The organism is Caryophanon latum, assembly GCF_001700325.1.
Taxonomy (GTDB): domain Bacteria; phylum Bacillota; class Bacilli; order Bacillales_A; family Planococcaceae; genus Caryophanon; species Caryophanon latum.
This window is the reverse complement of record NZ_MATO01000056.1, coordinates 40,404-58,616: the sequence shown is the minus strand read 5'-3', so window position 1 is coordinate 58,616 and position 18,213 is coordinate 40,404. Positions and strand designations below refer to the sequence as shown.

The window sequence follows — 18,213 nt, the reverse complement described above, 5'->3', positions numbered from 1 at the left end:
GGTTTTTGATGTTATGAACGGAGCGCCGCATTGAAAAATTGTAAAAATGCTGTCGTCTCAGGTGTTACGACTTTTGTTGCGGTATACGTTTTCGATGTCGGTAAGTTGATGCGTGTCGGTGGAATGATCTTTAGCTGCTGCTCGTCTAGCTCACGTTGTACCATCGAATGTGGCAAGTACGATACACCGAGCCCTTGTTCAATAAACTTTTTCGTCACTTCGACTTGGTTTACTTTTAGCGTTTGAACGGTTGGGTAAGCGCGTTGTACGTCAGCGAGCAAGTCGTCCCAGTACACTGGGTGATTGTGCGTAATGAGCCGGTACGCTTTTAGCAACTGTGCCTCGTCTGTAATCGTCGTGTCAAACGGAGCAATGAGCACGACCGCTTCTTCTAGCGCAACGTCATAATGCAAACTTGCCTGCGTTAGCTCGGTGCGTGTTAAGCCGACATCTGCTTTGCCTTGTAGCACCTCATGCACAACGTCATACGAGTTGACGACGTTCAAGTGCACGTCGATCGTTGGCTCATGCTGCATAAAGCTTTTTAAAATGGCGGGCAATATGGACGATGCAATTTGCGGAGCGACGGCGATTGTTAGCTGCTTGTCGTAGCCAAATCGCCATGCGTGGAAGCTTTGTAGTCCGTCGTCATATTGGGCGAGCATCGTTTTCGCAATCGGCAAGAAGCGGTGTCCTTCCGCGCTAAGTGTTACCGTCTTACCTTTTCGAATGAAGAGCGCACATTGTAGCGATTGCTCTAACTTCTGTATGTGGTTCGTCACAGCAGGCTGCGTTAAAAATAGCTGCTCGCTCGCTTGTCGAAAGTTTTCGCATTGTGCGGCGACGATAAATGTTTTGAGCCATTTGAAATCCATTATGTCCTCCTAATTACGTTTCGTTATTAAAATGTGTATTTTTCTTTATTTCTGTTTATTACGTAATGCGATTATACTGTAAAAAACGAGCAAGGGGGAAGCAAGATGACTGATTTTTGGAACGCAACACTTTATGATGACAAGCATGCATTCGTATCGACGTACGGGGAAAGTGTCATCGAGCTTGTCGAAGTTACAAAAGGGGAGCATGTGCTAGACATCGGCTGTGGCACGGGGGATTTAGCTAATACGTTACATGAGCGCGGCGCATACGTTGTCGGTGTCGATTTATCGGCAAATATGATTGAGCAGGCGAGCGCAAAATATCCGCACGTGACGTTTGCGGTAGCAGATGCGACGAGCTTACCGTACGCTGAGCAGTTTGATTGCGTCTTTTCGAACGCGGCGCTGCATTGGATGAAGGAGCCAGAAGCGGTTGCGACAAGCATGTACAACAGCTTAAACAATGGTGGGCGCATCGTCGTTGAGTTTGGCGGCGCTGGAAACGTTGAAACGATTACGACCGAGCTGATCGCGCAAATTCGAGCGGCAGGCATTACGTATCGTGACGAGCAATTTCCGTGGTATTTTCCGACAATTGGGCAGTACACGACGATTTTAGAGCGCGTCGGTTTCCGCGTGGCGTATGCGTGTCATTTCGATCGTCCGACGCCACTTGACGGAGAGGAAGGGCTGCGCAACTGGCTCGACATGTTTAGCGGCAGCTTATTTGACGGCATCGCCCCGCACGTAAAAGAGCGCGTATTCAATGAAACGGTGGCGCATTCACGCGACAAGCTGTACAAAGATGGCACGTGGGTTGCGGACTATAAGCGCATTCGTATCGTCGCGTATAAATAAAGTATATTGCCGAAAGTGTGATGACCGCACTTTCGGTTTTTGCATGCGCAAAATACAATTTTTGCACGTTCGCTCGACTGCGGAGTACCGCGTCGTTATGCTATAATCAAAAATAATATAGAGGTGATTTTCGATGAATCAACAAGCATTGCGACGCATTCCGCTGCATAAATTGATTGATTTGAAAGTAGATTTTGCCTTTAAGCAACTGTTCGGCAGCGAGCGCAATAAGCACATTACGATCGTTTTTTTGAATGCGATTTTGGCACGAACAGGACGCGATACGATCAAAGAAGTAACGTTTTTAAACGAGGAGCTCGGTGGTCAGTATGATGGCGACAAGCAATCGCGCCTCGACTTGCTTGTAAAAACGCAATCGGGTGAGCACATTAATATTGAGATGCAGTTGTCCAATCAAGACGATATGATGAAACGCACTTTGTATTATTGGTCACGTTTGTTTGCAAAGCAATTGGAGAAGGGCAAAGGCTATCGAACGCTCTTGCCGACGATTACGATTAATATTTGTAACTTTACGGTGTTTAACGACTTATCGCATTACCACACGACGTATCATTTGTATGAGGATGCGGAGCTAAAGCGTTTGCGACCGATTGATGATGTGTTAGAAGTGCATTTTATTGAAATGAATAAATTTTTGAAAGCGTGGCACGATAAGAAATTGCAGCCACTTGACGATATTTTAGCGAGATGGTTACTGCTTCTCGGCATGGTCGACGCGCGGAAAGAAAAAGTGTATACGGAAATTTACGAAGAATTGGAGGAGTTGGCGATGAAGGACGAAAACTTAATTGACGCGTTCGGTACGTGGGAAGAATTGAGCCAGACACCCGAGACACGGTTTGCTTACGAGATGCGGTTGAAAGCAATCATTGATGACGAAGCGAGATTGAGTGATGCGAAGGATAAAGGGATTGAGTTAGGAGAAGAACGCGGGATTGAAAAAGGGATTGAAATTGGAAAAGCAGCAGGTCGCCACGAAGAACGACTGCAGCTAGCGAAAAACTTCCTTGCATTACACGTCGAACTTGAAACAATTCAACAAGCAACGGGTCTGTCTATCGACGAGCTCGAAAAATTAAAACGACATATGTAACGTATGAAGTCGCTCGAACTTGTTCGAAGTGGCTTTTTACATCATATTTCAATAGCTCTCACATTTTAAAAAGCAGTATACGTACTTAAAAGCGTAGTACGACGAGCAATTGCAGCCACTTGATGATATTTTAGCGAAATGGCTATTGCTGCTCGGCATGGTCGACGCGCGGAAAGAAAAAGTGTATACGGAAATTTACGAAGAATTGGAGGAATTGGCGATGAAGGACGAAAACTTAATTGACGCGTTCGGTACGTGGGAAGAATTGAGCCAAACACCCGAGACACGGTTTGCGTATGAGATGCGGTTGAAGGCGATTATTGATGACGAGGCGAGATTGAGTGATGCGAAGGATAAAGGGATTGAATTGGGAGAAGAACGCGGGATTGAAATTGGAATCGAACTAGGAAAAGAAGAAGGGATTGAGCTAGGCGTTCAAAAAGTGGCACTTGAAATGCTTGCAGCGAATGTTGATATGAACATGATTCAACAGTTTACCGGCTTAACATTGGAACAAATCCATCAGCTACAGGAAAAGTAACGCTATGAAACTCGCCGCACGCTCCATGCCACTACAATGCTGCATTCATGTCAGTATTGCTACTGAAAACAACTGATTCAGCTGTATACAAGTGGCTAATCAACAGATCTGTTATGAAAAACGAATTTAACGTAGTGCGATGCTTTACGGCGTCGCGCTATTTTTTTGTTTGTCGAGCATGGAGCACACGAATCGTTCAACGGAAATGTATAATTTCTTTTTGTTTTCCTTTTTGTTAAGTGAAAAGCACTAAAAAACTACCTAAATTATTCCTTCGACTATATAATGGGAATAGAAAATAATGAAGAGGTGAAATTAGGTGGGAGATTTTAATACGATTGGGAATGTGTTTAATAACTTAAACGGATTTACAATTGGATATATTATCGTTCAAGCAGTTATATTTTTAGGATTGAGAGCTCGTTATAAAAAAAGTAAAAAGACCGAGAATCAAGCATTAGAAAATATTGAAGCCGCAATCAAAAACAACCCAAACGAACAGTGGACGAACTACACGTTAAACGAGCTGTTTGAACAACAAGATGCCAATTCCAAATTCGTTCAACAATGGAAGCGGTATTATGAGCGTGTATCGAAAAATGACGAAGATGAAAAAATTAAAGTGGAGCGCTACCTTGGCGTCGAGGCGTTAACGTATGCAGTAGGTGAGCGTGGCATTTTAGATGTCGGTGGCGGTGTACATACATCAATCGGGGTGCTCGGTACGTTTATCGGGCTCATTATCGGCTTGTCTGATTTAAATACGTTAGATGCGGAGCAGTTGCGAAGTGGCATTGATACGTTAATGAGCGGTATGACGACAGCGTTTGTAACGTCGGTTGTCGGTGTTGTACTGTCGCTTGCTTGGCTTTATTTTGATCGTCGCGCAACGATGAAATTAGATGCAAAAATTGATTGGCATGCGCATACGTTTGCAGCATTGCTTGATGTGGACGACGAGCAGTTATTTTTAAACCGCTTACAAAAAATTTCGCAGCAGCAGGCAGAGCAAATGACGACGCTATTAACCGATGCGTTAGAGCGAGCGTTTACACCGTTTACTGAAACGATGCGCTCAGGATTCGGTCGCATGGAAACGCAGTTGCAAACGCAAAACGATTTAGTAGAGAAGCAAATGGAACTGACGCAAAATCAAAGCGCGGATTTAAGCGAGAAGCTCGTCGATTCATTAACGAACGACACGAAAACGATTATGCAAGATTTCATGAACGTGTTACATACGTCTAAATCGATTCAAGAAAATATGGTGCAAGCAGTTGGCGACATTACGACGAAGTTTGAAGTTGCAGCCGCAAAGCAAGAGGAAGTGTTTAACCGTACAGAGCAAATGATGCAGTCGTACACAGCGTTATCAGAAGGTATGGCCAAATCGCAAAGCTCGTACGAAAAAGCGTCCGAGGAGCTATCGGCGTTATCGGTATCACTTAAAGATGTGCAGCAGCTATCGAATGCGCAGTTGCCGTTACAGCAAGAAGTGTTAGCGCGTTCAAGCGAATTTGTCGAAAGCTCAAACGATTTAATTGTGCAATTTAGCAAGTTCGGTCAGCAACTACAAGAAGCTCAAACGTCGATGCTCGATCAATTAGTCGAAAAAACAGAGGCGGTATCGACGCGCTTTGAAACGTTAGCGACGGAGTTAACGAAATCAGCGGAATCGTATGCGGACGCTGCGGATACAAACTTACAGCTACTAGCGAAAACAGAATTGACAGCAGACGCGTTAACGCCAGTCGTTGCCCATATGGAAGGAACGGCGGAATCGTTACATAACACGATGGAGCAGCTAAAGCTATTGCAGGAGCGTCAAGCAGAGCTCATTCCACATTTACAAAAATGGAACGACGATGTGTTGACGTATTTAGAGAACTTTACAGGCTTATCGGAAACGCAGCTTGAGGAAGTGACGAAGCAAGTTCAATATAGTAAAGAGCAGTGGGAAGCGACAGCGAGCACGTTTGATGATACGCGTCGCCAGCTCGATGTAGCGATGAACAGCTTCTCAACAGGTATCGAAAAAGGATTAACGACGACGTTCCAGCAATTTGAACAAGAGCTAACGACCGTTATTAAGCATTTCAAATCGCTATCCGGTGCTTATTTAGAATCGCAGGAAAACTTATCTGAGGCGATGCAGCAAACGGTTGAGAAATTAGCTTACGTAAGAGGTAGAGACTAATGAAACGAAAGGGAAGTACTGCACCGAACTACTGGATGTCATTTGCGGATTTAATGAGTGCGTTGTTAATGGTTTTCGTTTTACTGCTAGTCGTTGTTGTGCTGGACTATCGTGAAGATTTAGCGCAAAAGGAGGAGCAAATCGAGGAAATTACGAGTGTGAAAAGCGACATTATCGCCGCACTCATGCAGGAATTTGACAACTCGAACATCAATTTAGAAATCGATCCGAATACAGGCGCCATTCAGCTTGCGACGAACATTTTATACGATTACAACTCCTCTGAACTGACCGAGGAAGGGGTGGAAACGTTAGCGCAGTTCATTCCGAAATATTTAGATATTTTATTGCAAGATAAATATAGACATGAAATTTCAACAATTATTGTGGAAGGGCACGCGGACAATACGGGCGAATATTTATCGAATCTCGCATTGTCGCAGGAGCGTGCATTTTCGGTGTTGAGAACGATTTATAGCGACGATTTCCCTGATTTTGAGCAAAAGGAATATTCAAAAAAAGTCGTAACGGCGAACGGGCGAAGCAGTGTCGTGCCGATTTTCACCGAAGTGGGAGCGTACGATGCGGATGCGTCAAGACGTGTTGAGTTTTTATTCCGCTTAAAAGAGGATGAAAAAATTGATGAAATTCAAAAGTTGGTGGATGACAATTGAAGTTTTACTTTGAATATAAGCCGGTTCTTTTGAAGGAATATGTGAAAAAGCATTTTGCGAAAAGAGATTTATTGCCGTACCCCGATTATGAGCTCGCGTCGTTTATTTCGATGTTGGAGCGGTTAAGAGGGCAAACAGACATTAAAGTTGGCGAGCCCATTGACAGCTTTACAAAGTGGATCGAGTCGTTAGAAAAGAAATATAAGCGGCTCATTCCGTTTGTGTATACGCAGCTTGTAAACGATGCGCAGCGTAAAGTCGCCATTGTCGAAATGTCGAAAATTGTAAGCAGTGAAAAAGTCGTATTTGCGCATTTATTGCATGAGTGCTACTCGACGAATAAGTTTATGCCATTTTGGGAAATTTTATCGCGCGCATACATAGTGCGAGGTGAGCAATACAATCAAACGTGGGATGCACAGACGAAGCAAGCGTGGCATGAATATGTGCGCATAACAAATGATCACGTGTCGTTTGTTGGCGATAAAGTATTAGAGCGTGCGCGCAATATAGAAGCGGTGCTCGATTTATATTTCGTGCGCGAGGAGCATGCGTTTTATGAAGCAATTGTGCTGTACGTGTTTGATCGAGGGACGGTGGAGCTATTTCAGCGTGAGAAGCAGCGTTTTGTGCAAATGCTTCAAGCGGCAGACAACGTAACGGCGCAGCGACTCGCGACAGGGTTTATTGCTGCTAATGCACTAGAGGCGTTAGAGGACGTAAGCTACGCGATTCTCGATAAGCTGCGCACGTACAAGGAGCGTCCGATGTATTGGGCGAATACGGAGCCGCATATTAAAGAGGCGTTCCATCGCTGGTATTTACGCAAAAACATTCATGAGTTTTTCAACGACGTTAGCAACAAAGACCATAAGCGTTTCCTTTATTGGGAGCGCTTTATTCCGAATATGCACGATGCGTTCGTTTTATATGACCGAAAGACGATTGTATTTTACTTTTCAGATGTCGTAATCGTTGAAATTTTAGGTACAGGAGCGGCGTATGTGTACGACCGTCATACGTTTAATGCATCGTTTGCGCATGACGTAGAACAATATCGCGAGCAGCTATTACAGCACGACGCGTGGATAAAGCATTTGAAGCGAGAGCACATTATGAACAAAGCGCTCGTTTATAAAGATGGCTGGTTAACGCATACCGGCAATTGGCAAGCAAAGTTTGATACGTATTTAAAACAACAGTTAGGGTGGGATATTCATGTTTAACTTATTTCGACGTAAACGATCCGCGACGCCACAAAAAACATTAACGTTGAACTTCTCGAACGACTTACATTCGATCCAGTTTCAATTTCAGCTAGACGGACAGCCGTTATCATTGCCAATTAGCGCTGAGCAGTTTCGTGACATTACGAAGGCGAATAATGCGCAACTTTACTTCGCATATGAATTTTTGTTAGATGAAGGGTTCATTTATGATTACGACCGTTTAAGCATTGCGGATTTGTATGCGATGCAGCAAGACGAAGATTATGTCGTCGCACTACAAGATTTATGTTTGCATAAGCAAGCCGAGCATGTAACGGGCGTGCTCAAAATACAAGGAACGCCGGCGAAAGACCCGTCGTTCGATTTACAGCTTTATGAAAACGGTAAAAATGTAAAGCAAATTGCGCGTGTGCACGAGCCATTTTTCACAAAGGGCGACGAGCGTTACGTGCTACCTAAGCCAATTTATGAGCTGCTCGTTGCGATGAATAAAACGTATGACAGCGGCTATGAAAAGACGGCGATCGTGCAGCAGCGGGCGATTGAAGCGGGCGTAGAGCTTGATTCGTTTTTGCAAAAGGAAACATATCATATCGTCGACGAATATACGATTGAACCGACGATGTTAGACGATACGACGTTACAGCTGTCGGTCGTCGGCAAAGATGAAGCAGAGACGGCGCATTTACGCAGCTTGCAAAACAAAAGCTCGTTTAAACAAGACTGGTTGCGTGAACGTTACGTCACACCGGAAGCGATTCGTGAAGACGTCGCACAAATTCAGCGCAAGTCCGTGTTTCGCGGGGCGGAAATTCCGATGCTGCTTGAAAATCCAGAAGCGTTTTTCCCAGAGCTGTCACAGCCGTTTAATTTAGCCGATTTTTCAGACCGCGTCATTGGATTCGTAAAGCTTTCGCGCCCAACGCCGGTTATGAAAGATGGCAAGCGCACATGGTTTGATAAAGAGAGCGGGCATGAGCTTTCATTGAACGAACATACGCTGCGAGACGACATTTTAAAAAATCCAGATGAGCCGTTTATTTACCACGAAGGTAGCTGGGTATTTGTTGATAAAAAGCTAAAGGAAAAGCTTGGCATTATCGACCCTGATGCAGAAACGGACGCGAAAGCTCGCTACGCTTTAGAAATTAAAGGGAACGAGCAGGAGCTAACGTATGATGTGACGACCGATGTGCAAACGACCGTTCACGAGTATTCATTGCCAACGAATATTAAGGCGACGTTATTCCCGCATCAAATAGAAGGTTACAACTGGTTAATGAGCTTGTATGAGCAGCGATTAAACGGCTTGCTTGCAGACGATATGGGGCTCGGTAAAACGCTTCAAGTTATTACGTTTATGCAAAAGCTATATGAAGACGGCAAGCTGTTTCCGTCGCTCGTCGTGTTGCCGATTGCACTCATTGACAACTGGGTAAACGAAATTCGCATCTTCGCACCAGAGCTAAGCAACAGCATTTACATTCATCAAGGCAGTCGTCGCTTAAAGCAAGTGGCACAACTAAAAGAGAAGCAGCTCATTTTCACGTCGTACGATACGCTGAAAATCGACCAGCTACTCATCGGGCAGCTGCAATTTGAATGCATCGTGCTAGATGAGGCGCAAAACATTAAGTCGAACAATACTGGTCGCTCGCGTGCGATTCGCGCCATGCAGTCGAACTTCCGCCTAGCGATGACCGGCACGCCTGTTGAAAATACGCTAGAGGAGCTTTGGACGATTATGGATTTCGTCGAGCCCGGTGCATTAGGAGCGCTCGCACATTTTAAAGAGCAATACATTAAACATGAGGATTACGACGGGCTGAAGCAACGCCTGCAAAAATATTATTTACGTCGCACAAAAGACGAGGTGTTAAAGGAGCATTTGCCACAAAAGCATTTGCTTGATCCGACGTTCGTTCAAGCTTCGTCCATGCAAGTAGAGCTATCCAAATCAATGCTTCAAAGCGTGCAGGCGAAAACGTCGAATAGCTTAACGATCATTAATCATTTACGTGCGTTGTATGCTCATACGAATGCGTTAAGCGGCTTTGAGGCAGTGCAAGATACGCCGGAGAAGTTTGAGGCAGTAATGACGTTGCTGCAACACATTCATACAAAAAATGAAAAGGTACTGATTTTCACCGATTTGAAAAAAGTACAGCAATTGCTGAAGCATCGCATTAGCCAGCAGTTTGGCATTTCTGTACCGATCATTAACGGGGAGACGCCAAACAGACCAGAAGCGGTGCGCCAGTTCAATGAGCAAGCGGGCTTTGGCGTCATGATTTTATCACCGAGAGCGGCGGGTGTTGGCTTAACGATTACGTCCGCAAACCACGTCGTTCATTATACGCGCTGGTGGAACCCTGCTGTTGAAAACCAAGCAACTGACCGCGCGTACCGAATCGGACAAACGAAAGATGTGTACGTATACCAAATTATTACGCAAGACGCCGCGAACTTCCCAAACGGCACAGTTGAGGAAGTGATGCATCAGCTACTCCAGGACAAATCGTATTTAGCTGAAAACGTTATCGTGCCATTTGATACGAAAAACCTTCAGCAACAAGTTTTACATCATTTGAATGCATCATCGCCTGTACGATGAAGCAGCTCATCATTAGTGCGCAAAAAGCATTGTTTCAAAGCATTACGAAAAATACGAAAGCGGTGTACGCGAAAATCGAGAATGATACGCTTGTTTGGCACGTTTATTTTGACGAAGCACCGACCGACGATGAAATGGAGTTGCTTAGTATCGCAGCGACTGAAATATTAGCGGATTTTCCGAACGTGCTGCATTGTGATGAGCGATATGTCACACATCCTGAACCGTTACATTTTGACAGCTATGAGCATTGGGTATATGCGCGAATTTAATTGAAAAAAGGCTTTCTAAAGTGAAATTGAACTTTAGGAAGCCTTTTTTGTGTGCCTGTTAAACTCGTTAAAAACCTCCCGAACACGACTTGCATGTTCGAGAGGTGGAATGATTAGTAAGCTGTCCAACCAGCGTCCGCCGCGATTACTTGACCGTTAATGAAGCTTGATTCGTCTGAGCCAAGGAATAGGGCAAGCTGTGCGATTTCTTCTGGCTCGCCTGCGCGTGGCATTGTGCCTGAACCTGTTTGTTGGCGACCGTAGCCGAATTGTGAAATGCCGCTTGCTGCCATTGAAGCAGCGATGTTCGTTTTAACGCCACCAGGAGCGATGCCGTTACAGCGAATGCCTGATTGTGCGTACATGTAGCCAGTGTTTGCTGTTAAGCCTGTTACTGCGTGCTTTGATGCTACATATGCTGCACCTGCACGAGCGCCGCGAATACCGCCTGCTGAAATGTTGTTCACGATAACACCGTGACCTTGCTCAAGGAAGATGTTTACCGCTAAGCGCATTGCTTGCATGACACCGCGCGTATTGATTGAAAATACGCGATCCCATTTTTCGTCTGTAATTTCACCAACTGGCTCCATGCCGTCCATAATGCCTGCGTTGTTTACTAAAATGTCGAGTTTGCCGTACGCTGCTTTTGTCGCTTCAAACATCGCTTCGATATCTGCAAGCTCTGCTACGTTTGCACGGTTTGCGATTGCCTCGCCGCCCGCTTCTTTAATTTGTGCTGCAACTGCTTCTGCACCTTCAAAGTTATAGTCCGATACGACAACTTTTGCGCCTTCTTTTGCGTATAGCTCTGCGATTGCTTTACCCATACCTGAAGCGGCACCTGTTACGATTGCTACTTTACCTTCTAGTCTCATATGAAAGACCTCCTATGTATTTATTGAACAACTGTCTAATTATAATTATAATATGAATAAAAAATAAAGCAATATGCATAACATTAATGTTTTGTTAAGTAATTGACGAATTGATGGCAAACTGTTCAATAAAGGAGAAAAATATGAAAAAAGACATACGTATTGTGAAGACGAAAGCGCTTCTGCAGCAAGCATTATTGTCGCTGCTACAGCACAAATCACTCGACAACATTAAAGTGGCACAGCTATGCAAAGAGGCAAATGTGAGCCGTGGCACATTTTATTTACATTATACTGACGTCGCGCAGCTGTTTGGTGAATATTTCGAGGAGCTGACCGACGATTTGCGTAAGGCGTATTACGAGCCGTATGTACGCACCCATTTTCAAATTGAACACATCGACTCAGATATGATTCGCATTTTTCATCACGTACAAAAGCATCAGGCGTTTTACAAAATCGTCTTTGATCCGAATACACCGCTTGCACACTATTATCAATTTTTCGATTTAATTCGTTCGTTAGTGAGAGAATCGGTGGAGCCGCACGAGCAGGACGCGGAATTTATCGTCAGCAGCAGCGCCAATTTAATTATCGGCTTTATTATGCAATGGGTGCGCGAAGATTTTAAGCAAACGCCACAGCAAATGAATGAGATGTTGTTGAAGGGGAATCGAATCGGGTTATGAAATAAAGTTGCATTTGGATGAGCACGTTGTATTGTCATGACATGGAGCGTGTGGCAAGACTCCTTAAGGAACAGCCCGTACATTCATGACCAACATCGTATTCGCCGCCGAGTATTTGCGACGGGTAACAAAGGTAACTGCCAGTTGAATGGCTAATGAACAAGTATGAAAGGTTATTTTGTCTTTTCTTTCGCTTCGAACTTCCGCTACACTTGTATCTTCCTACATTTCCACATACAATAAATCAGAAACCATTATAGAAAGTAGGCAGTTGCTGTGAAGAAAAAGTATTGGCCGTTGCTCCTTGCTATGCTGTTGCTCGCAGGCTGTGCAAGTGAAACGACGAGCCCAGCTGAATCGCTTAACGTTCAAAGCTTAGTAGCGACGACGGAAACGAGTGCGACGAAGCATGACGTTAGCAAATTTGAAAAATATAAGCTACAGGAAGTCATTGACGGCGATACGATTCGCATTCAGTATGAGGGGGCATCGGAGAAGGTGCGCTTTTTACTCGTTGATACACCTGAGACGAAGCACGAAACGTTAGGCGAGCAGCCATTCGGTCCAGAGGCGAAGCAGTTTATGAAGGAGTTGTTAAAAGGCGAGGATTACGTATATATCGAGTTTGACGTATCGTACCGCGACAAATATAAGCGACTGCTTGGGTATATTTATACAGAAGATGGCATTAGCTTACAAGAAGAGTTGCTGAAAAACGGCTTAGCACGTGTAGCGTACATTTACGATCCGAACACGAAGCATGTCGATTGGTTCAAATCGATGCAAAAAACAGCACAAAAATTAGCAATTGGCATTTGGTCCGTTGAGGATTACGTAACGAACCGTGGCTATGATAAAGAGGCGTTTAACGAAGCGGTGAAAAATGCGCCAGCGCCTGTTGTAGCGGACGAGGAAGCGCCAACACAAGACGGTGAGGCATGCGACATTAAAGGAAACATTAACGCAAAAGGCAATAAAATTTACCATATGCCAGGACAGCTAAACTATGAGCAAACGAATGCAGAGGAAATGTTCTGCACAGCTGAGGAAGCAGAAGCGGCTGGATTTGTTGCAGCGAAAAATTAAGGAGAGACAATTATGACATTAATGAATAAACGCTATAAAATTACACGTTTAGATGACGCGGGGAGCCCGACGTTAACGCTGGAGGAGTGCCAGCAATTTTTTGCGACGCAGCCTGATGTTCAATATATGGACGCGTTTTCGGTAACACAAGACGGCGTCAATATGAAAATTGCCGGGCATTTTTTCATGTGGCACGTAGGCAATGCGAGCATTCCGTTTCGCTTTTATGATGGAGAATTGTACGTAGCAATCGCGCACGACGCCGTGTATGATAAAATGCTACACATTGCCCGTTCACTCGAAGCGATGTATGTAGAAGGATAAAAAAGGTCGATTCACTATGCGCGGTGAATCGACCTTTTTTATTTTGTTTCGGCGGACGCTTTTTGCAGGCGTGGCTTCAACGTATTTTTGTCGGAAAATAGATTTTCAGCTCGTGCTTTTTTGCTCCCTACACGTTAGAACGACGCTTTCCTATACTTTCGCTTTTAGCCGATCGACGTAGCGCTTCGCATCAATTAGCGACAATTCCGTCACCTCGCGTATACGCTTTACGGCGCGTACGTCCTCACCTTGTTTAAGCAGCAGTAGTAACTCGCCTTCAATTTCACTTTCAAACGGTGCTTCTGGTAGCTGCTTCGTCATTTGTGCAACGCGCTTTTCAATAATGTGCAATCGGTTGCGTAACGATATGTTGCTTATAATGAAATAAACGATTAAGCACGCGAATACGATGTTCAAAATTTCAGTCATGTGAATTCCCCCTTGTTATGATATGCCTAAAATGATTTATCAGGTCTGTTGATTAACCATACGCGAAATGTTAGTTGAATGTCTAATCAACATGCTTGATGATTTATGATAAAAAGACACCGCCAATGATGAGGGCGAGCACGATGACGAGCGCAGGGTGCCATTTTAGTTTCTCTAGCGCAATGTAGCTGCCTACAAGTAACAATATTGCAGGTAGCCAATGTATCGTCGTCACCGTCGTTTCGACAAAGCCGAACGTTAAGCTTAGCATTAATACAGCGATTGCGGGTAGTACAAATTTAGATAAACGCTGCACGCGCGGTGACGTACGGTTGCGGTACAAAATGCCAAGCAGCGCAATCATAAGTGCAAGCGATGGACCAACTGTTGCAAGCACCGTAATGCACGCGCCGAGTATACCTGCTTGATCGTAGCCGACGAACGCCGCAATTTTAATCGCAATCGGTCCAGGTAGCGCGTTGCCGAGTGCAAGTACTTCACTATATTCACTTAGCGTCAGCCAGCCGTATTTTTCGACGACTTCATGCTTAATGAGCGGAATCGTTGCAGGGCCGCCTCCGTATCCAACGATGTTTGGAATGAAAAACGCTAAAAATAAATCAATGTAAATCATTTAGCGTGCCTCCTTTTTCACTGGTAGTAGCAACGCGCAAAGTAACAATGCGACGATGATGATTGCAGGATGCATGCTGAGCAGTATAATCGCTGTAAAGGCGAGTGCAAATAAAATTATCGCCCATTTCCAGCCGAGTGCGAGCGTTGATTTTTTTACATAGTCCCACGTGAGCACGCCCATCATGACGGCGATGACCGGCATTACACCGCGCGTCATCCCTTGAATAAACGGTAAATCTTTATATTCGTTTAATGCAGTAAGTGCAACGATTATCATGATGGCACTCGGAATAATCGTTGCAGCGAGCGCATTGAGCATGCCAATTACGCCGCCGACACGAAAGCCGATATAGCCGGCCATTTTCGTAATGATTGGGCCCGGTAACGTATTGCCGATTGCTAAAATTTCCGTAAATTCGTCGTCATCTAAAAATTGAAATGTTTGCACGACTTCCTTTTGGACGAGCGGAATCGTAGACGGGCCACCACCGAAGCCGAGTATGCTCGAACGAAAAAATGCGATAAATATGTCCTTTTGACTTGCCATAATAGTCTCCTTTACGTGTTGACGTTGTGCATTATTCTATCGTACACAATTTCGACAATTTCGACTAGCATTGACGAAGAAATGTCAAAAAAGCCTAGTTTATCACTTTGCATTTGGATATTTGAGGAAAAAGGCGTATAATAAAGGAAATTAAGATTTTTCTACAAAAAATGAGAATTTTAGACGAAGGAGGAGTGGAGATATGATTAGTGCAGCTGTCAAGGAAAGTTCATACTACATCGTGGAAAATGTGCAAGTAGAGGAGTTTCGTCAGTTGAATGAGGAGCTACGGGATATTGAAGCATACGTCGATTTTTGTTCGACCATTAGACGTCCAGAATGTCAGCTATTTTTCGATTTTTATATTTTTTTAGCAAATGACAATGTTTTCGTCAATCATGAACGCTCACTGAACGTGCCGATTTATGCGTATTTAAACGAAGTGATGAGCCGAAATAAATATTTACAGCAATTTAAAAAACAATACATGCATTCGAAAAAAACGTGTATGATCACGAGCATGTATTTAAACAAAACGTTGGAGCAGCTGATTGGGGACGTTTTAGTCGCGTTTAAATTTTCGATGGAGCACATTATAGAAGCGGTGCAAAGCTTAGATGCGAACGAGCCACCGACCGAGAGCGCACTTGACGTTCAAAAGCGCGTACTAACGGAGCTAAAAGAACGCTTTTTGCACGATGATTATTTCAATACGTTCGTGAAAGAAGCAGTGAATAACGGCAAATGGCAGGCGCTAAACATATTAGGTGAATGAGTAACCGTTAATATACGTAAAAATGTGAGCTGTTGAAGGCTCACATTTTTTTGCGTTCAATCATGATCATAATGGTGCTGCATTAGATCAAACAGCGTGCCGTCCACAAAATGATCGCGGCATATATGTAAGTCCGTGCACGCTGAATATAAAAACCAAAGCCATGAATCATCGTTCGTGCGGCGTGCCTCTTCAGCTCCGGCTTCGATGTACGGCAGCACAATCGACTTGTCGAGCGTCTGTAAATAGCGCAGCGCCTCGATTGCACCGGGCCAATTCATATCTTGAAACAGCTCGACTAATTTTGGCAAAGCCGCTTCGTTTTCAGGATAGCCAATACGCTGCACGATGCGTACGACGTTTGGCCATTCCATTTTTCCTGTTCTATTAAAAAGCTCGCATAGTTGCACCCCTCGTACATGCTCAGCTAGCCATTTGATCGCCTCAAGCTGTAAATAAAGCGGTGTATCCCAATGAAGTAGCGGTACGTAATAATTGTTCATCGCGGCAGTAGCATATGTAGCTGCTTTTCAAATTGTACGCCTGCAATTGTCGGCGAATCGTCCGTGCCGTTAATGGCCGCTTCAATAAATTGCTCCGCTAATGCAATCGCTTGTGGCATCGTCGCTCTTTGTAACATGCTCCCGATAATGACCGATGCGAACAAATCGCCTGTACCTGAATAGCTTTTATCGTTGTAGCGCCTCGGCGTGTAGCTCGCTGTCTCGCTGCTAACGTAGACATTTTGAATTGTGCGAGCTTGCGGCGTCAGCACCCCTGTGATGACAACTTGTGCCTTGGTGCTATCGGCAAGCTGCTGCGCCATATGAATGATTGCGTCCATGTACGAAGTGTCGTCACTATATCGTTGTAATTTATCATACGATGTGCCTGTTAAAAAACAGCTTTCGGTAATGTTCGGTGTAATGATTGTCGCTCGTTTCGTTAGCTCCTTCATATGTTGCAGCATGCGCTCGGTCAACATCGGGTAATGCTCGCCGTTATCGCCCATGACCGGATCGACGAGCAACACCGTATCGTCGCGCTGAAACGTTTGTAAAAAATGAAAAATGTGTTGAAGCTGTTCTTCTCCTGTCACATAGCCTGTATAAATGCCATCAAACTGTGCGTTCATGCGTTGCCATTCTTTAATGTAATGCGGCATATGCGCTGTTAAATCTTCGCAATAATAGCTCGGATATTCCGATTGTGCCGTTAACACCGCGGTCGGAAGCGGACACGGCTGCACACCCATTACTGATAATACTGGAATAGCCGCCGTTAATGAGCATCTCCCAAACGATGATAAATCTTGAATCACTGCTACTTTCTTCATGCTTTGTTCCATCCATTTCGCCGTAAATTTTTTCAATTTTCTAAACTGACCTTATAAATTATATCAAAGTTGATACTTTTGAACAGTCCAATATCCGTATATAGTGTAAAAAGATTCATCACACGTACATAAGGAGTTGGGGTTATATGCAAACATTACAACAAAAGCAAACAAAAACAAACACATTTGACATCGTGCTTAGCGCATTGCTAATTGGGCTCGTATTCAGCGCAACGGCATTTTTAAACATTAAGCTACCGATTGCGGCAAGCGGCGGCTTAGTGCATTTAGGAACGGCGATGCTCTTTATCGCCGCAATCATGTTCGGACCGAAAAAAGGGGCGCTTGCCGGAGCAGCAGGGATGGGGTTATTTGATATTATGGGTGGCTGGCTCGTGTGGGCACCGATTACGATTGTCGCGCGTTTTGTGCAAGGTTGGATTGTCGGCAGCATTTCACATGCGCACGGTCGCAACGGCAAAAGCACGCGCTGGAACGTTGTCGCAATGGCGGCGTCGATTCCAGCTATGATGGCGATTTATTACGTCGGCGAAGCGTTTTTATATAGTAGCTGGATTGCGCCACTTGCTTCAATGCCAGGTGATTTACTGCAAAACGTCATCGGCTTAGCAATTGCGATTCCTGTTTGTCGCGTGCTGAAAAAAGTGCCGTATTTCGCAAAATAGTCAAAAGGGTTGGATGCGAAAAAATTTTCACATCCAACCCTTTTGTTATTCAATTTCAAGAAGGACGTCTTGCAACACAATCGGTTGTGCAGGTGGTGGAAAAATAAACGTCCACGGCATGCTCGTAAACGGCGCAACGACAAGTTCTGGAATCGTCATGACGTGCTCCTCGGCGTAGTCGCCTGCTTGTACGAAGACGCTGCGCTCATGAAATCGTGCACTATGATGCGTAAAATTATGCACGAGCGCCGTCACAAGTAGCTCGCCTTTATGATTGATTGCCGCGCGCACAGTCGGACTCATGATAAGATCGTCGACTTGCTCGTACGTATCGTCAAACAGCTGTTCAATGATGGCGCGGTCTTTATCACTAATCGCGCGCTCCCATGTCGGGTGAAAATAAAGTTGCTGCATAGTGTACCTCGTTTTTGTTTTATTATACATGCT

21 protein-coding genes are annotated in these 18,213 nt (G+C 44.7%); 13 read left to right on the top strand and 8 right to left on the bottom strand.

Features of this window, described 5'->3' with window-relative positions:
* Positions 1 to 11: 11 nt before the first annotated feature.
* Entirely contained in the window at positions 12 to 875 is an 864-nt protein-coding gene (locus tag A6K76_RS13105) for a LysR family transcriptional regulator (protein WP_066465809.1), read from the bottom strand.
* 105 nt (positions 876 to 980) lie between these two features.
* Between A6K76_RS13105 and A6K76_RS13100 the strand changes: the two genes are divergently transcribed.
* The 8 genes from A6K76_RS13100 to A6K76_RS13065 all read left to right on the top strand — a co-directional run bounded on the left by A6K76_RS13100 (position 981) and on the right by A6K76_RS13065 (position 10,380).
* Positions 981 to 1,736 carry a class I SAM-dependent methyltransferase gene (locus A6K76_RS13100; RefSeq protein ID WP_066465807.1) on the top strand — a complete coding sequence of 252 codons (756 nt, stop codon included), beginning with the start codon at positions 981 to 983 and terminating at the stop codon, positions 1,734 to 1,736.
* 133 nt (positions 1,737 to 1,869) lie between these two features.
* Positions 1,870 to 2,853, top strand: coding sequence for an Rpn family recombination-promoting nuclease/putative transposase (locus A6K76_RS13095; protein WP_083995443.1), 984 nt, complete (start codon positions 1,870 to 1,872; stop codon positions 2,851 to 2,853).
* 109 nt (positions 2,854 to 2,962) lie between these two features.
* Positions 2,963 to 3,394, top strand: coding sequence for a hypothetical protein (locus A6K76_RS13090; protein WP_066465805.1), 432 nt, complete (start codon positions 2,963 to 2,965; stop codon positions 3,392 to 3,394).
* Between the two features lie 319 nt (positions 3,395 to 3,713).
* Complete coding sequence (locus A6K76_RS13085; RefSeq protein ID WP_066465803.1) at positions 3,714 to 5,591, top strand: MotA/TolQ/ExbB proton channel family protein; 1,878 nt, start codon at positions 3,714 to 3,716, stop codon at positions 5,589 to 5,591.
* Positions 5,591 to 6,265: an OmpA family protein gene (locus A6K76_RS13080; RefSeq protein WP_066465802.1), complete on the top strand. Its 675-nt coding sequence runs from the start codon at positions 5,591 to 5,593 to the stop codon at positions 6,263 to 6,265. The genes A6K76_RS13085 and A6K76_RS13080 overlap by 1 nt, the downstream gene beginning before the upstream one ends.
* The gene (locus A6K76_RS13075; protein ID WP_066465800.1) at positions 6,262 to 7,491 is read left to right on the top strand and encodes a hypothetical protein; all 1,230 of its coding nucleotides are present in this window, start codon (positions 6,262 to 6,264) and stop codon (positions 7,489 to 7,491) included. The genes A6K76_RS13080 and A6K76_RS13075 overlap by 4 nt, the downstream gene beginning before the upstream one ends.
* A complete protein-coding gene (locus A6K76_RS13070; protein WP_066465798.1) occupies positions 7,484 to 10,108 on the top strand; it encodes a DEAD/DEAH box helicase in 2,625 nt (874 codons plus the stop codon). Before A6K76_RS13075 ends, A6K76_RS13070 begins: the two co-directional genes overlap by 8 nt.
* Positions 10,105 to 10,380, top strand: coding sequence for a MafI2 family immunity protein (locus A6K76_RS13065; protein ID WP_066465791.1), 276 nt, complete (start codon positions 10,105 to 10,107; stop codon positions 10,378 to 10,380). The genes A6K76_RS13070 and A6K76_RS13065 overlap by 4 nt, the downstream gene beginning before the upstream one ends.
* A 113-nt stretch (positions 10,381 to 10,493) precedes the next feature.
* On the opposite strand, the gene A6K76_RS13060 is transcribed toward A6K76_RS13065, so the two are convergent.
* A complete protein-coding gene (locus tag A6K76_RS13060; protein WP_066465789.1) occupies positions 10,494 to 11,258 on the bottom strand; it encodes an SDR family oxidoreductase in 765 nt (254 codons plus the stop codon).
* A 143-nt stretch (positions 11,259 to 11,401) separates the two neighbouring features.
* Here A6K76_RS13060 and A6K76_RS13055 point away from each other — a divergent pair, with 143 nt between their 5' ends.
* The 3 genes from A6K76_RS13055 (at position 11,402) to A6K76_RS13045 (ending at position 13,357) form a co-directional block, all read left to right on the top strand.
* The gene (locus A6K76_RS13055; RefSeq protein ID WP_066465788.1) at positions 11,402 to 11,947 is read left to right on the top strand and encodes a TetR-like C-terminal domain-containing protein; all 546 of its coding nucleotides are present in this window, start codon (positions 11,402 to 11,404) and stop codon (positions 11,945 to 11,947) included.
* 309 nt (positions 11,948 to 12,256) lie between these two features.
* Positions 12,257 to 13,033 (top strand): thermonuclease family protein, encoded by a 777-nt coding sequence (locus tag A6K76_RS13050; protein WP_066465855.1) that lies wholly within the window; start codon positions 12,257 to 12,259, stop codon positions 13,031 to 13,033.
* 12 nt (positions 13,034 to 13,045) lie between these two features.
* A complete protein-coding gene (locus A6K76_RS13045; RefSeq protein WP_245671993.1) occupies positions 13,046 to 13,357 on the top strand; it encodes an excinuclease in 312 nt (103 codons plus the stop codon).
* A gap of 150 nt (positions 13,358 to 13,507) precedes the next feature.
* Here the strand turns inward: A6K76_RS13045 and A6K76_RS13040 are convergent, their stop codons facing one another.
* The 3 genes from A6K76_RS13040 to A6K76_RS13030 form a co-directional block, all read right to left on the bottom strand.
* The gene (locus tag A6K76_RS13040) at positions 13,508 to 13,786 is read right to left on the bottom strand and encodes a hypothetical protein (protein WP_066465784.1); all 279 of its coding nucleotides are present in this window, start codon (positions 13,784 to 13,786) and stop codon (positions 13,508 to 13,510) included.
* Positions 13,787 to 13,889: 103 nt separating this feature from the next.
* Complete coding sequence (locus tag A6K76_RS13035) at positions 13,890 to 14,420, bottom strand: chromate transporter (RefSeq protein WP_066465783.1); 531 nt, start codon at positions 14,418 to 14,420, stop codon at positions 13,890 to 13,892.
* The gene (locus A6K76_RS13030; RefSeq protein ID WP_066465782.1) at positions 14,421 to 14,969 is read right to left on the bottom strand and encodes a chromate transporter; all 549 of its coding nucleotides are present in this window, start codon (positions 14,967 to 14,969) and stop codon (positions 14,421 to 14,423) included.
* A gap of 202 nt (positions 14,970 to 15,171) precedes the next feature.
* Here A6K76_RS13030 and A6K76_RS13025 point away from each other — a divergent pair, with 202 nt between their 5' ends.
* Positions 15,172 to 15,744, top strand: coding sequence for a hypothetical protein (locus tag A6K76_RS13025; protein ID WP_066465781.1), 573 nt, complete (start codon positions 15,172 to 15,174; stop codon positions 15,742 to 15,744).
* Positions 15,745 to 15,800: 56 nt separating this feature from the next.
* Here A6K76_RS13025 and A6K76_RS13020 read toward each other — a convergent pair whose 3' ends face one another.
* Complete coding sequence (locus tag A6K76_RS13020; RefSeq protein WP_066465780.1) at positions 15,801 to 16,247, bottom strand: hypothetical protein; 447 nt, start codon at positions 16,245 to 16,247, stop codon at positions 15,801 to 15,803.
* Positions 16,244 to 17,080 carry a pyridoxamine kinase gene (locus A6K76_RS13015; protein ID WP_066465779.1) on the bottom strand — a complete coding sequence of 279 codons (837 nt, stop codon included), beginning with the start codon at positions 17,078 to 17,080 and terminating at the stop codon, positions 16,244 to 16,246. The genes A6K76_RS13020 and A6K76_RS13015 overlap by 4 nt, the downstream gene beginning before the upstream one ends.
* 146 nt (positions 17,081 to 17,226) lie before the next feature.
* Between A6K76_RS13015 and A6K76_RS13010 the strand changes: the two genes are divergently transcribed.
* Positions 17,227 to 17,766 carry an ECF transporter S component gene (locus A6K76_RS13010; protein ID WP_066465773.1) on the top strand — a complete coding sequence of 180 codons (540 nt, stop codon included), beginning with the start codon at positions 17,227 to 17,229 and terminating at the stop codon, positions 17,764 to 17,766.
* A gap of 45 nt (positions 17,767 to 17,811) precedes the next feature.
* Here the strand turns inward: A6K76_RS13010 and A6K76_RS13005 are convergent, their stop codons facing one another.
* A complete protein-coding gene (locus A6K76_RS13005) occupies positions 17,812 to 18,180 on the bottom strand; it encodes an SLAP domain-containing protein (RefSeq protein WP_066465771.1) in 369 nt (122 codons plus the stop codon).
* Positions 18,181 to 18,213 lie beyond the last annotated feature (33 nt).

Coding starts and splice junctions, on each gene's coding strand:
- A6K76_RS13105 (WP_066465809.1), bottom strand. CDS start 875: ATGGATTTCAAATGGCTCAAAACATTTATCGTCGCCGCACAATGCGAA.
- A6K76_RS13100 (WP_066465807.1), top strand. CDS start 981: ATGACTGATTTTTGGAACGCAACACTTTATGATGACAAGCATGCATTC.
- A6K76_RS13095 (WP_083995443.1), top strand. CDS start 1,870: ATGAATCAACAAGCATTGCGACGCATTCCGCTGCATAAATTGATTGAT.
- A6K76_RS13080 (WP_066465802.1), top strand. CDS start 5,591: ATGAAACGAAAGGGAAGTACTGCACCGAACTACTGGATGTCATTTGCG.
- A6K76_RS13070 (WP_066465798.1), top strand. CDS start 7,484: ATGTTTAACTTATTTCGACGTAAACGATCCGCGACGCCACAAAAAACA.
- A6K76_RS13065 (WP_066465791.1), top strand. CDS start 10,105: ATGAAGCAGCTCATCATTAGTGCGCAAAAAGCATTGTTTCAAAGCATT.
- A6K76_RS13060 (WP_066465789.1), bottom strand. CDS start 11,258: ATGAGACTAGAAGGTAAAGTAGCAATCGTAACAGGTGCCGCTTCAGGT.
- A6K76_RS13055 (WP_066465788.1), top strand. CDS start 11,402: ATGAAAAAAGACATACGTATTGTGAAGACGAAAGCGCTTCTGCAGCAA.
- A6K76_RS13050 (WP_066465855.1), top strand. CDS start 12,257: ATGCTGTTGCTCGCAGGCTGTGCAAGTGAAACGACGAGCCCAGCTGAA.
- A6K76_RS13045 (WP_245671993.1), top strand. CDS start 13,046: ATGACATTAATGAATAAACGCTATAAAATTACACGTTTAGATGACGCG.
- A6K76_RS13040 (WP_066465784.1), bottom strand. CDS start 13,786: ATGACTGAAATTTTGAACATCGTATTCGCGTGCTTAATCGTTTATTTC.
- A6K76_RS13035 (WP_066465783.1), bottom strand. CDS start 14,420: ATGATTTACATTGATTTATTTTTAGCGTTTTTCATTCCAAACATCGTT.
- A6K76_RS13030 (WP_066465782.1), bottom strand. CDS start 14,969: ATGGCAAGTCAAAAGGACATATTTATCGCATTTTTTCGTTCGAGCATA.
- A6K76_RS13025 (WP_066465781.1), top strand. CDS start 15,172: ATGATTAGTGCAGCTGTCAAGGAAAGTTCATACTACATCGTGGAAAAT.
- A6K76_RS13020 (WP_066465780.1), bottom strand. CDS start 16,247: ATGAACAATTATTACGTACCGCTACTTCATTGGGATACACCGCTTTAT.
- A6K76_RS13015 (WP_066465779.1), bottom strand. CDS start 17,080: ATGAAGAAAGTAGCAGTGATTCAAGATTTATCATCGTTTGGGAGATGC.
- A6K76_RS13010 (WP_066465773.1), top strand. CDS start 17,227: ATGCAAACATTACAACAAAAGCAAACAAAAACAAACACATTTGACATC.
- A6K76_RS13005 (WP_066465771.1), bottom strand. CDS start 18,180: ATGCAGCAACTTTATTTTCACCCGACATGGGAGCGCGCGATTAGTGAT.